Here is a 12,939-nt window from a genome sequence, read left to right on the forward strand (position 1 = left end):
GCTGAGCACCGTGCACGGGTGATCGCGAAACGCGCGCTGAGCTTGTCGAAGCGGTGCCACCCAACGCCCTTCGACAGGCTCAGGGCAGGGTGAGCGGGTCGATCACGAAACGCGCCCTGAGCTTGTCGAAGCCCAGACGCCCGCTGAGCCCGTCGAAGCGCTGCCGTTCAACGCCCTTCGACAGGCTCAGGGCACAGTGAGTAGGTCAACGCCTATCGGCAGGCTCAGGGCGCCGTGAGTGGGTCAACGCCCTTCGACAGGCTCAGGGCAGCGGATCGGGTTCGGATCAGGCGGCGGAACGCTTGGCCGGCGCTTTCTTGGTGGTCTTCTTGGCGGTCGTCTTCTTGGCGGTAGTGGTCTTCTTGGCCGCGGTGCTCTTCTTGGCCGCGGGGGCCTTCGTCGCAGCGGTCTTCTTCGCAGCAGTCTTCTTCGCAGCGGTCTTCTTGGTGACCGGAGCGGTGGAGACCGGGCGGCGGGCGTCGGTGGCGGCGACCAGCTCGCTCTGCGGCGACCCGACCGGGACCTCGTGGCCGGCGAGGATCGGGGCCAGGAAGGCGCCGGTGTGCGAGGCCTCGTGGCGGGCGACCTCCTCGGGCGTCCCCTCGATCAACACGGTGCCGCCACGCGAGCCGCCCTCGGGACCCATGTCGATCAGCCAGTCGGCGGTCTTGATCACGTCGAGGTTGTGCTCGATCACCACCACGGTGTTGCCGGCGTCGACCAGCCGGCCGAGCACGCCGAGCAGCTTGCGGATGTCCTCGAAGTGCAGACCGGTGGTCGGCTCGTCGAGTACGTACAGCGTCCGGCCCGTCGAGCGCTTCTGCAGCTCGCTGGCCAGCTTGACCCGCTGCGCCTCGCCGCCGGACAGGGTCGGCGCCGGCTGCCCGAGCCGGACGTAACCCAGACCGACGTCGACCAGGGTGCGCAGGTGCCGGGCGATCGCCGGGATGGCGGCGAAGAACTCGACCGCCTCCTCGATCGGCATGTCGAGGATCTCGGCGATCGTCTTGCCCTTGTAGTGCACCTCGAGCGTCTCGCGGTTGTACCGAGCGCCGTGACAGACCTCGCACGGCACGTAGACGTCCGGCAGGAAGTTCATCTCGATCTTGATCGTGCCGTCGCCGGTGCAGTTCTCGCACCGGCCGCCCTTGACGTTGAAGGAGAACCGGCCCGGCTGGTAGCCGCGGACCTTGGCCTCCGGGGTCTCGGCGAAGAGGTTCCGCATGTGGTTGAAGACCCCGGTGTAGGTGGCCGGGTTCGACCGCGGCGTCCGCCCGATCGGCGACTGGTCGACGTGGATGATCTTGTCGATCTGGTCGTCGCCGGTGATGGTCCGGTGCCGGCCGGGGACGTCGCGGGCGTTGTAGATCTTCTTGGCCAGCGCCGTGTAGAGGATGTGGTTGACCAGCGTCGACTTGCCCGACCCGGACACCCCGGTGACCGCGATCAGCTGCCCGAGCGGGAACGAGACGGTGACGTCGCGGAGGTTGTGCTCCACCGCGTTGTGCACGGTGATCGCGCGCCCGGGCGTGCGCGGACGGCGCTGCGCAGGCAGCGGGATCTGCCGCCGACCCGACAGGTAGGCCCCCGTCAGCGACTCCTCGCTGTCGAGCAGCTCCTGGACCGGCCCCGACACGACCACGTGACCGCCGTGCTCGCCCGCGCCCGGACCGATGTCGACGGCCCAGTCGGCGGTGCGGATGGTGTCCTCGTCGTGCTCGACCACGATCAGCGTGTTGCCCAGGTCGCGGAGCCGCACCAGGGTCTCGATCAGCCGACGGTTGTCGCGCTGGTGCAGCCCGATGCTCGGCTCGTCGAGGACGTAGAGCACCCCGACCAGCCCCGATCCGATCTGGGTGGCCAGCCGGATCCGCTGCGCCTCCCCGCCGGACAGCGACCCGGTGGGCCGGCTCAGCGACAGGTAGTCCAGACCGACGTCGAGCAGGAACCTCAGCCGCTCGTTGATCTCCTTGAGCACCCGCTCGGCGATCTGCCGCTCGCGCGCGTTGAGCTCGAGCGAGCCCAGGAACCGGGCCGCCTCGTCGATCGACATCGCCGAGACCTCGGCGATGTTCTTGTCGCCGATGGTGACCGCCAGCGAGGTCGGCTTGAGCCGGGCGCCGTGGCAGACCCGGCACGGCACCTCGCGCATGTAGCCGGCGAACCGCTCCCGCGAGCTGTCGGTCTCCGCCTCGGCGTGCCGACGCTCGATGTAGGACACCACGCCCTCGTAGCGCGCGTGGTAGCTGCGCTCGCGGCCGTAACGGTTCTTGTACCGGACGTGCACCTCGTCGCCGACGCCGTAGAGCAGCATCTTCTTCGCCTGGATCGGCAGCTCGTGCCACGGCTTCTTGGTGCTGAAGCCCTCCTGCTTGGCCAGGGCGTCGACCAGCCGGATGAAGTAGTCGGCGACGTGCGCCGACGCCCAGGGGGCGATCGCTCCGTTCTCCAGGCTCTTCTCCTGGTCGGGCACGACCAGCTCCGGGTCGACCTCCATCCGGGTGCCGATGCCCGAGCACTCCGGGCAGGCGCCCCAGGGCCCGTTGAACGAGAACTGGCGCGGCTCGAGCTCCTCGATCGCGATGTCGTGGTCGTTCGGGCAGGCCATCTTCTCGGAGTACCGGCGCTCGCGGTTCCGGTCCTTCGGGTCGAGGTCGACGAAGTCGATCGACACCACACCCTGCGCCAGCGCCAGCGCGGTCTCGACCGAGTCGGTGAGCCGCTGCTTGGCCGAGGCCTTGACCGCCAGCCGGTCGACGATCACGTCGATGTCGTGCTTGTACTTCTTGTCCAGCGTCGGAGGCTCGGTCAGCGGATAGACCTGGCCGTCGACCCGCACCCGGCTGAAGCCGCCGGTGGCGAGCTGGCGGAACAGGTCGACGTACTCACCCTTGCGGCCACGGACCACCGGGGCCAGCACCTGGAACCGGGTGCCCTGCTCGAGCCCGAGGAGCCGGTCGACGATCTGCTGCGGGCTCTGCCGGCTGATCGGCTCGCCGCAGACCGGGCAGTGCGGGTGCCCGGCGCGCGCGTAGAGCAGCCGCAGGTAGTCGTAGACCTCGGTGATGGTGCCGACGGTCGAGCGGGGGTTGCGGCTGGTCGACTTCTGGTCGATCGAGACCGCCGGCGACAGACCCTCGATGAAGTCGACGTCCGGCTTGTCCATCTGCCCGAGGAACTGACGGGCGTAGGCGGAGAGCGACTCGACGTAGCGGCGCTGCCCCTCGGCGAAGATGGTGTCGAAGGCGAGGCTCGACTTGCCCGAACCCGACAGCCCGGTGAACACGATCATCGCGTCGCGCGGCAGGTCCAGCGACACGTTGCGGAGGTTGTGCTCGCGCGCGCCGCGGATCTGGAGCCGGGAGATGAGGGAGCCGTCAGTCACGCCCGCCATGCTATGACCCACCACCGACAGTAGGTTGGGCCTCATGAGCACGCCGGACGCCGACGGCCAGCCCGCCCCCGACGGCCCCGCCGAGGACGGTCCGGGGACCGGCCCGCTCAACACCGTCCGCGGCCTGCTGGCCGCCGCCACCCAGCGACTGCTCGGCGACACCATCACGCTCGACGACGACGGCTGGCGGGCTCCGTCGCGGCTGCCGGGCTGGTCCCGCGGGCACGTGGCCAGCCACCTCGCCCGCAACGCCGAGGGGATGACCCGACTGGCGACCTGGGCCCGCACCGGCGAGCGCCAGGAGATGTACCCGTCGCGGGAGCAGCGCGACGCCGACATCAATGCAGGCGCCGGACGTTCCGGCCTCGACCTCCAGGTGGACCTGGACACCACGGCCGGCGCCCTGGACGCCGCGCTCGCGGCGCTGGCCGACGCGGACCGCTGGGACGCCGCGATCGAGATCCGCGGCGAACCCCAGCCGGCCCGGCTGCTGCCGCTGCTGCGGCTGTCCGAAGTGGCCCTGCACCACGTCGACCTCGATGTCGGCACCGAGCTCGCCGACCTCGACCCCGAGCTGGTCGGCTGGCTGCTCGAGCTCGTCGCGGTGCGGCTGCACAACCGCGAGGACTACCCGGCGCTCGAGCTCCGCACCGACGCCGGCCACCACGCCGTGCTCGGCCGCCCCGACGCGACCCCGACGGTGGTCGGCGGTCCGGACGCCGCGGTGCTGGGCCGGCTGACCGGACGCACCACCGCCGGATCGGCCGACGGCGTCAGCGGGCTCGACGGGATCGAGCTGCCCGCCTTCGCGTGAGCGGCGGCGCCGACGCCCGGTCCCTGCGACCACGACCCCCGAACCACCACGAGAACCGTCACCACATCGATCCGAGGAGTGTCCCGATGCCCGGTCTGCACCACGTCGATCCCGGCGGTCGCCCGCTCCGGCTGGCCCTGTCCGACCGCGTCGGGCTGACCAAGCTGTCGGTCGGCCCGATGGACAACAACGCCTACCTGCTGCGGGCGCCGGGTGGGTCGCTGCTGATCGACGCCGCCAACGATCCCGAGCGGATCGACGCCGCGGTGGAGGGCGAGCCGCCGGCGACCGTCGTCACCACGCACCGGCACGGCGACCACCTGCAGGCGCTCCCCGACCTCGCCGCCCGCTGGAGCAGCCGGCTGGTCGCCGGTCGCCCGGACGTCGCCGCGATCGCTGAGGAGACCGGGGTCCCCGAGCCCGACGGCGTCTGGGACGGCGACACCCTGGCGTTCGGCGACGCGGTGGTCGAGGTCGTCGGCCTGGTCGGCCACACCCCGGGATCGATCACCCTGGTGTTCCGCCCGGAGAGCGGGCCGGTGCACCTCTTCACCGGCGACAGCCTGTTCCCCGGCGGCCCCGGGAAGACCTGGTCGACCGAGGACTTCGGCAGCCTGATGGACGACCTCGAGACCAAGGTGTTCGGCGTCTTCGACGACGACACCGTGGTGCACCCCGGGCACGGCGACGCCACCACCCTCGGCATCGAACGACCGCAGCTCGCCGTCTGGCGCGCCCGGGGCTGGTGAGGAGACCCCGATGACCGTCCAACCGCTCGCGGCCCGGTTCCGCGACCACCGCAGCACCTTCGACGCACTCGTCCCCGCCGACCTGCTGGTCGACGAGCTCACTCAGCGCGAGGAGTCCGGCTACGACCTGACCGGCGTCCGCGCCGAGGTGGAGGCCGTCGACCTCGGCGACCGCGACGCGGTGCTGGCGCTGCTCGACCGGCTGTCCGACCTGCCCCGTCGGCCCGACTGGGCCCACGACGAACCCGACGCGCTGGAGGCCATCGAGGCGGCCGCCGCCGGAGCCACCGCCCGGCCGTACGACCGGGCCGGCGCGGCCTACGCCGAGCGCCTGCACGCCGCCTGGCTCGGCCGCATCGCCGGGTGCAACATCGGCAAGCCGGTCGAGGACGGCGACCACTGGACACCGGCCCACCTGCGCGACTACCTCGAACGCGCCGACGCCTACCCGCTCGCCGACTACGTCCCCGCCCTCGAGCCGATGCCCGAGGGCTTCCTGTTCCGCGACAACTGGCCGGAGACCACGCGCGGACGGGTGAACGGCTCGGCCCGCGACGACGACATCGACTACGCGATCCTCGCCCTGCACCTGCTCGAGACCCACGGCGCCGGCTACACGACCGAGCAGGTCGGCGCCGCCTGGCTGCGGCTGTTCCCGGTGCTGCAGACCTACACCGCCGAGCGCGCGGCCTATCTCAACCTGACCGACGGCGTCCCGGTGCCCGCGACCGCGTCCTACCGCAACCCCTACCGCGAGTGGATCGGCGCGCAGATCCGCGCCGACGTCTTCGGCTGGGTGCATCCCGGCGACCCAACCGCGGCCGCCCGGCTCGCCTACCCCGACGCCCGGCTCTCGCACACCGGCAACGGCATCTACGGCGAGCTGTGGTCGGCCGCGCTCAACGCGGCCGCGTTCGTGGCCGCCGACGCCGCCGAGGCACTCGAGATCGCGCTCGGGGTGGTGCCGGAGCGGTCACGGCTGCACGACGTGCTGACCGGGGTCACCGCGCTGCACGAGCGCGGGCTCGACTGGGAGCAGGCGCTCGAGGCCCTGCACGCCGAGCACGGCCACTACGCCTGGATCCACACCCTGAACAACGCGGCCGCCGTGGCGGCGGCGCTGCTCTGGTCGGAGGACTGGATGGGCGCGGTCGGCAAGGTGGTGATGAGCGGCTGGGACACCGATTCCAACGGCGCCACCGTCGGCTCGGTGGCTGGGGTGCTCTACGGACGCGAGGGGTTGCCCGCCCACGTCGTCGATCCGCTGCACGACCGCACCCGGTCGGCCCTGTTCGGCTTCGACCACTCGGTGATCTCCGACCTGGCCGACCGGACGGTCGCGGTGGCCCGCCGGATCGGCTGAACCGGCCGGCGGCTGCCCCCCGCGGTCAGTGCGCCGCGGTGGCGTCCTCCTTCTCCGAGACGTCACCGCGGGACTTGACCAGACTGGCCACGGTGGTGACGGCGAGCACGCCGACGATCACCGACAGCGACAGCCAGATCGGGATCTCGACGGAGAAGGGCAGTCCGAGCTTCTCGTCCAAGTGGTACTCGTGCACCGCGTGCAGCACGAGCTTCACCCCGATGAAGGCGAGGATCACCGACAGCCCGAGCGAGAGGTAGACCAGCCGCTTGAGCAGCCCGCCGATCAGGAAGTACAGCTGGCGCAGACCCATCAGGGCGAAGACGTTGGCGGTGAAGACCAGGTAGGGCTCCTGGGTCAGGCCGTAGATCGCCGGGATCGAGTCGAGCGCGAACAGCAGGTCGGTGCTGCCCAGCGCGAGTATGACGAAGAGCATCGGGGTCAGGTGGCGCACACCGTCGCGCTTGACCGTGAGATGGGTGCCCTCGAAGTCCTCGGTCGCCCGGAACCGCTTCTTGACCAGCCGGACGGCGAAGTTGTCGCCGGAGTCGTCGTTGGACGGATCGTCGTCGTTGTGCTTGCGGTAGTCGATGACGAGCTTGACCGCGGTGTAGATGAGGAACGCGCCGAAGAGGAAGAAGATCCAGCTGAACAGGCTGATCAGGCCGGCGCCGAGGGCGATGAAGATCGCCCGGAAGATCAGCGCGATGACGATGCCGACCAGCAGCGCGAACTGCTGCAGGTGCCGGGGCACCTTCAGCTTGGTCATGATGATGACGAAGATGAAGAGGTTGTCGACCGAGAGGCTGTACTCGGTCACCCAGCCGGCGAAGAACTGGGCGGCGTAGTCGCCACCGGAGACGAAGTAGACGCCGATGCCGAAGGCCACCGCCAGCGCGACGAACACCGCGATGGCGAGCCCGGCCTCCTTCATCGAGGGCTCGTGCGGACGCCGACCGATGATGAAGATGTCGACGGCCAGGATCACCACCATGATCGCCACGGTGATGATCCAGGCATACAGATGAACGTCCACGGGGCCTCCGAGAGCGCGTACGGGCATGACGACGTGTCTCGGAGGTCTCTCCCACCGGGTCGGACGCTGTCCGGTCTCCGGTCGACGGCCCCGGGCGCCGGTGTGAACCGGGCGCCGTGATGACGATGCCGCCGCGAGCGGGATACTCCCCTCCGCCGATGAAGTATTCCACCCGGGGGGAACCCAGGGAAATCCTCGTGCGTTCCGCTGCCGCCCGGTCTCGAGGGAACGGGCGCGACGCGCGGGACCCGGCCGAGCGGTCAGCCGGGCCGGGACCTACTTGGTGGCCTCCACCATCTGCCGGAGCTCCTTCTTGAGGTCGGAGATCTCGTCCCGGAGCCGGGCGGCGAGCTCGAACTGCAGGTCCGCGGCGGCGGCGGTCATCTGGTCGTTGAGCTCCTGGACCAGCGCGGCCAGGTCCCCCGCCGGCAGCCCGGAGAGGTCGCGCGGGGCGCTGGCGTCGGTCCGCATCACCGGCGACTTGCGACGCACCCCGCCCTTGCGCTGCTGGCCGGACAGCAGCTCCTCGGTGTCGGCACCCTCGCGGGCCAGCAGATCGGTGATGTCGGCGATCTTCTTGCGCAGCGGCGTGGGGTCGATGCCGTGCTCGCGGTTGTAGGCGAGCTGCCGTTCCCGACGGCGGTTGGTCTCGTCGATCGCCAGGGTCATCGAGTCGGTCATCCGGTCGGCGTACATGTGCACCTCACCGGAGACGTTCCGGGCGGCGCGGCCGATGGTCTGGATCAGGCTCTTCGCGCTGCGGAGGAAGCCCTCCTTGTCGGCGTCGAGGATCGAGACCAGCGACACCTCGGGCAGGTCGAGACCCTCGCGGAGCAGGTTGATCCCGACCAGCACGTCGTACTCGCCCATCCGCAGCTCGCGGAGCAGCTCGACCCGGCGCAGGGTGTCGACCTCGGAGTGCAGGTAACGGGTGCGGACCCCGTTCTCCAGCAGGTAGTCGGTGAGGTCCTCGGCCATCTTCTTGGTCAGCGTGGTGACCAGGGCCCGTTCGTTGCGCTCGGCCCGGACCTTGATCTCCCCCATCAGGTCGTCGATCTGGCCGCGGGTCGGCTTGATGATCACCTGCGGGTCGACCAGCCCGGTCGGGCGGATGATCTGCTCGACCACGCCCTTGCTCCGGGCCAGCTCGTAGTCGCCCGGCGTCGCCGAGAGGTAGACGGTCTGGCCGATCCGCTCGACGAACTCCTCGAACCGGAGCGGACGGTTGTCCATCGCCGAGGGCAGCCGGAAGCCGTGGTCGACCAGCGTCCGCTTGCGGGACATGTCACCCTCGAACATGCCGCCGATCTGCGGGACGGTCACGTGCGACTCGTCGACGACCAGCAGGAAGTCCTTCGGGAAGTAGTCGAGCAGACAGTTCGGAGCCTCGCCCGGTCCGCGCCCGTCGATGTGCCGCGAGTAGTTCTCGATGCCCGAGCAGGTGCCGATCTGGCGCATCATCTCGATGTCGTAGCTGGTCCGCATCCGCAGCCGCTGCGCCTCGAGCAGCTTGTTCTCCCGCTCCAGCTCGGCCAGCCGCTCCTCGAGCTCGAGCTCGATGGTGCTGATCGCGCGCTCCATGGTGTCCGGCCCGGCCGCGTAGTGGCTGGCCGGGAACAGGTGCATGGTGTCGTCCTCGGCGATGATCTCGCCGGTCAGCGGGTGCATCACCATCAGCCGCTCGATCTCGTCGCCGAAGAACTCGACCCGGACGGCCATCTCCTCGTACTTCGGGAACACCTCCAGGGTGTCGCCGCGGACCCGGAAGGTCCCGCGGGTGCCGGCCAGGTCGTTGCGGGCGTACTGGATGCCGACCAGGTCGCGGAGCAGCTGGTCGCGCTCGATCTCCTGACCGACGTGCAGCTGGATCATCCGGTTGGCGTACTCGACCGAGCTGCCCAGGCCGTAGATCGCGGACACGGTGGCGACCACGATGCAGTCCCGCCGGGTCAGCAGCGAGTTGGTGGCCGAGTGCCGCAGCCGCTCGACCTCCTCGTTGAGCGAAGAGTCCTTCTCGATGTAGGTGTCCGTCTGCGGGACGTACGCCTCCGGCTGGTAGTAGTCGTAGTAGGAGACGAAGTACTCCACGGCGTTGTTCGGGAACAGCTGCCGGAGCTCGTTGGCGAACTGCGCGGCCAGCGTCTTGTTCGGCTGCATGACCAGGATCGGCCGCTGGACGCGCTCGGCCAACCAGGCCACCGTCGCGGTCTTGCCGGTACCGGTGGCCCCGAGCAGCACGACGTCCTGCTCGCCGGCGCGCACCCGACGCTCGAGCTCGGCGATCGCCGCCGGCTGGTCGCCGGACGGTTCGAAGTCGCTGACCACCTCGAACGGCGCGACCTGGCGCTGCAGCAGCTCGGTTGACGTCATGTCGTCGAGCCTATGCCCGGCCACCGACAGTTTCACCCGGTCGGCGGCCGGGCCCGGGGATGGTCAGCCGGCCTGGCCCTTGAGCATCGAGTTGACCATCGTGGCGAAGTCGCTGGAGAGCTGGTCGGTGTCGCTCGACGGGCTGAAGTAGACCGTCCCGACCACGGTCACGCCGTCGCTGCTGCGGACCGAGGCGACCGAGTAGATCACCACCTGACTGGTCCCCGACCCCCCGCTCGAGGTGCCGGTCATCGACCCCTTCGCGCCCTTCAGCTTGCTGCTGCCGAGGTCGGTGCTGGTCGCCTTGGTGTACTTGACGTCGGTGAGGTTCTTGGCCAGCTGCTGGTGGTAGCTGTCGACCACCTGCCGCGGGTCGTCACTCCCCGACAGCTGGGCGACCTGGCCGACGAAGATCTCGTCGCCCTTGGTCAGCACCGCCAGGTTGGTCTTCTGCGACTCGACGTCCCAGCCCTCCGCCGGGGTGAGCGAGATCCCCTTGCCCAGCTCGATCGCGCTGCCGCTCTGGCCGCCACCTCCGCCGCCACCGGTCGGACTGCTGCTCGGCTCCGGCGAGCTGCCGCCGGTCGGGCTGGCGGTGGCCGGCGGCGGACCCGAGGCGTCCGGGGTAATCGGCGCGGTCGGGTCCCCGCCCGCGCTGTTCCCGCCGCTGCCGAGGGCGATGAAAATGCCGCCGACGGCGACCAGCAGCACCACCGCGGCCGCGACGATCCCGAGGATGAGCAACGGGCTCTTGCGGCTGCTCGGGCCGGGCGGCGGCCCGGCGTACCCAGGCCGGCCGTACGGCGGCTGACCGTAGGGCTGCTGCTGTCCGTAGGACTGCTGCCCAGGAGCCTGCCCGTACGGCGGTTGTCCTGGTTGCTGCTGCCCGTACGGCTGCTGCCCGTACGGTTGCTGGCCGTACGGTTGCTGCCCGTACTGAGGCTGGCCGTACTGGGGTTGCCCGTACTGGGGTTGCCCGTACGACTGCTGGCCGGAGGGCTGGCCCTGACCCGGCTGGCCCGGCTGGTCCCCGTGCGGCGGACCACCCCAGCTGCCCTGGCCGCTCACCGGTCACCCCACGGGTCGTCGCCGGACCGGGCCGGGGGGTCGCCCGCCTGCCCCTCGGTGCCGCCGGCGTCGCGTGGCCGGGAGAGCGGCGTCGGCTGGGAGCGTTCGGGGGGCGGGTAGTCGGTCCAGGCGGGAGCCTCGGTGGACGGCGACAGCGCGTCACCGGCCGAGCCAGGGCCGGTCGGGACGGCACCGGTCACCGGGCCGGGCGCGCTCTCGGCGCCCACCCCGGCCGGGGTGCGCGGCACCGGCCGCTTGGCCCGGGCGCGGACCGCGGTGCCGCAGGCGTTGCAGAACGCGGCGCCGGCCAGCAGCGGCATCTCGCAGTGCGCGCAGAAGTCGAGCTCGCCGTCCTCACCCACCCCGCGGTCGCGGGCGCTGCGTTCGAGCGCCGCCTCCATCAGTCCGGTGTGCAGCACCACCCGCACCCGCAGGATCAGCACCGCCAGGATCAGCAGGCCCCAGCCGAGGTTGAGCAGCACCCCGAGCGACGGGGTGAGGAAGCTGAACAGGTAGCTGCCGGCGGCGAACGCGATGTTCGCGACGACGGCCTCGGCGACGCCGCGGGCGTAGCGCAGGCTGAAGCCGTCGTAGCCCCGGCCGAGGCCGGAGAACTCGGCGCAGGCGATCCCGGTGGCGGTGCCCATGATCAGCGGCTTGACCAGGCCCTCGAGGAAGATCAGCGTGACCCAGAAGCCGGGGTCACTGGTGCCGGCCAGCCCGCCGAACAGCTGGTCGCCGTGCCGGACCAGGGTGTCGAAGGTGGCGTAGGCGACGCCGGAGATGACGCCGAAGGTCAGCCCGTCCATGAGGTCGTCGAACCGGGGCCGGCTGGCCAGGAAGCACGGGCCGAGCTGGCGGATCGCCTCGCCGACGATCGGCACCAGCACCGCCACCAGCAGGAAGGTGCCGACCCGCGGGCCGGACTCCGCCGCTCCGCCGAGGTCGGCGACGTGCAGGCCGGGATCGGCGAACTGCGTCCAGATCAGGGTGAACGCCAGCGCGAGCACCCCGGTCAGCACGAACGCGGCCCCGGTCACCGGGACGGGTTCATCCTCCCAGAGGTTCACGTCGTAGAGGTAGACGATGTAGACGATCGGGACCGCGAAGGCCGCGACCAGCACCGCGATGGGCAGCGCCCCGAAGATCGCCGCGATCAGCGCCACGGTGAGCGCGATGACCAGCGCGATCCGGTAGGTCTGCGGCCGCTGCCCGGCGCCCCGCGGCATGATCGTCGAGATCAGCGCGAAGGAGGCCACCGGCTCGTCGGGGCGGGCGGCGAACGACCTCCGCCGCGCCTGGTCGGGGGTCCTCAGGTCCAGTCCGCAGGTCTGACAGAAGTGCGCGACCTCCGGCAGCTCGGCCCGACAGCGTGGGCACTCCACCCGTTCGTCCTCCGCTCCCCCGGCCGGGGTCGGATCTCGGGGGATCGGGCCGGGACGCGCTAAGCGTGTCCGAAAGCGGGCTCACAGGCAACGACGACCGCGCCGCCCCGGACCGGTCGGTTCGGTCTCAATTCGGTAACGCCCAGCGCTGGGCGAGGTCGTCGACCTGGCGGTGCAGGTCGTCGAGGTCACCGTCGTTGTCGATCACCACGTCGGCCGCCTCGAGCCGTCGGGACCGGTCGACCTGGGCGGCCAGCCGCTGCCGCGCGGCGTCCGGATCGAGCCCGTCCCGGTCGCGCAGCCGGGCCAGCTGGGTGCGTTCCTCGACGTCGACCACCACGCAGACGTCGAAGTCGTCGGCCTGCCCGGTCTCGACCAGCAGCGGGATCACGTGCACCACCACCGCGTCGGCCGGTGCCGCTGCCTCCAGCTCGGCGGCCCGGGCGCGGACCGCGGGGTGGACGATCGCCTCCAGGTCGCGCCGGGCCGCGGGGTCGGCGAACACCAGCCGTCCGAGAGCCGGTCGGTCGAGCACCCGACGGCCGTCCTCGTCGGTGCCCAGCACCGCGGGGCCGAACCGGCGCTCGATCGCCGCCAGCCCCGGGGTCCCCGGCCCGACCACCTCGCGGGCCAGGCGGTCGGCGTCGATCACCACCGCGCCACGCGCGGCGAGCCGGTCCGAGACCGCCGTCTTGCCCGAGGCGATCCCGCCGGTCAGTCCCACCCGCAACCGCGCCATGGCCGGAGGCTACCGGGCGGC

Annotated in this window: 9 protein-coding genes; 3 read left to right on the plus strand and 6 right to left on the minus strand. The window is 71.1% G+C overall.

Annotated features, from left to right (window positions below):
• Positions 1-286 precede the first annotated feature (286 nt).
• Positions 287-3,385, minus strand: a complete 3,099-nt coding sequence (gene uvrA / locus FHX74_RS09380; protein ID WP_328823733.1) for an excinuclease ABC subunit UvrA — start codon at positions 3,383-3,385, stop codon at positions 287-289.
• A gap of 43 nt (positions 3,386-3,428) precedes the next feature.
• Between uvrA and FHX74_RS09385 the strand changes: the two genes are divergently transcribed.
• The 3 genes from FHX74_RS09385 (at position 3,429) to FHX74_RS09395 (ending at position 6,320) form a co-directional block, all read left to right on the plus strand.
• Positions 3,429-4,208: a maleylpyruvate isomerase family mycothiol-dependent enzyme gene (locus tag FHX74_RS09385; RefSeq protein ID WP_182559888.1), complete on the plus strand. Its 780-nt coding sequence runs from the start codon at positions 3,429-3,431 to the stop codon at positions 4,206-4,208.
• A gap of 86 nt (positions 4,209-4,294) precedes the next feature.
• Positions 4,295-4,957 carry an MBL fold metallo-hydrolase gene (locus tag FHX74_RS09390; RefSeq protein WP_182559889.1) on the plus strand — a complete coding sequence of 221 codons (663 nt, stop codon included), beginning with the start codon at positions 4,295-4,297 and terminating at the stop codon, positions 4,955-4,957.
• Positions 4,958-4,967: 10 nt separating this feature from the next.
• On the plus strand, positions 4,968-6,320 hold the full coding sequence (locus FHX74_RS09395) for an ADP-ribosylglycohydrolase family protein (RefSeq protein WP_182559890.1): 1,353 nt from the start codon (positions 4,968-4,970) through the stop codon (positions 6,318-6,320).
• 25 nt (positions 6,321-6,345) lie between these two features.
• Here FHX74_RS09395 and FHX74_RS09400 read toward each other — a convergent pair whose 3' ends face one another.
• From FHX74_RS09400 to coaE, 5 genes are all read right to left on the minus strand, one after another.
• Positions 6,346-7,356, minus strand: coding sequence for a TerC family protein (locus FHX74_RS09400; protein ID WP_328823734.1), 1,011 nt, complete (start codon positions 7,354-7,356; stop codon positions 6,346-6,348).
• 276 nt (positions 7,357-7,632) lie between these two features.
• Complete coding sequence (uvrB, locus tag FHX74_RS09405; protein WP_220483745.1) at positions 7,633-9,726, minus strand: excinuclease ABC subunit UvrB; 2,094 nt, start codon at positions 9,724-9,726, stop codon at positions 7,633-7,635.
• Positions 9,727-9,789: 63 nt separating this feature from the next.
• Positions 9,790-10,794 carry a hypothetical protein gene (locus FHX74_RS09410; protein ID WP_182559892.1) on the minus strand — a complete coding sequence of 335 codons (1,005 nt, stop codon included), beginning with the start codon at positions 10,792-10,794 and terminating at the stop codon, positions 9,790-9,792.
• Positions 10,791-12,179 (minus strand): PrsW family glutamic-type intramembrane protease, encoded by a 1,389-nt coding sequence (locus tag FHX74_RS09415; protein WP_182559893.1) that lies wholly within the window; start codon positions 12,177-12,179, stop codon positions 10,791-10,793. Before FHX74_RS09415 ends, FHX74_RS09410 begins: the two co-directional genes overlap by 4 nt.
• Before the next feature lie 127 nt (positions 12,180-12,306).
• Positions 12,307-12,918, minus strand: coding sequence for a dephospho-CoA kinase (gene coaE / locus FHX74_RS09420; protein WP_182559894.1), 612 nt, complete (start codon positions 12,916-12,918; stop codon positions 12,307-12,309).
• Positions 12,919-12,939: the final 21 nt, after the last annotated feature.

Origin of the sequence: Microlunatus kandeliicorticis, from assembly GCF_014137855.1 — a bacterium.
GTDB classification, from domain to species: domain Bacteria; phylum Actinomycetota; class Actinomycetes; order Propionibacteriales; family Propionibacteriaceae; genus Microlunatus; species Microlunatus kandeliicorticis.

Excerpts from the sequence above, each read along its gene's own strand:
- FHX74_RS09385 (WP_182559888.1), top strand. The coding sequence starts at position 3,429 with ATGAGCACGCCGGACGCCGACGGCCAGCCCGCCCCCGACGGCCCCGCC.
- FHX74_RS09390 (WP_182559889.1), top strand. The coding sequence starts at position 4,295 with ATGCCCGGTCTGCACCACGTCGATCCCGGCGGTCGCCCGCTCCGGCTG.
- coaE (WP_182559894.1), bottom strand. The coding sequence starts at position 12,918 with ATGGCGCGGTTGCGGGTGGGACTGACCGGCGGGATCGCCTCGGGCAAG.
- uvrB (WP_220483745.1), bottom strand. The coding sequence starts at position 9,726 with ATGACGTCAACCGAGCTGCTGCAGCGCCAGGTCGCGCCGTTCGAGGTG.
- FHX74_RS09395 (WP_182559890.1), top strand. The coding sequence starts at position 4,968 with ATGACCGTCCAACCGCTCGCGGCCCGGTTCCGCGACCACCGCAGCACC.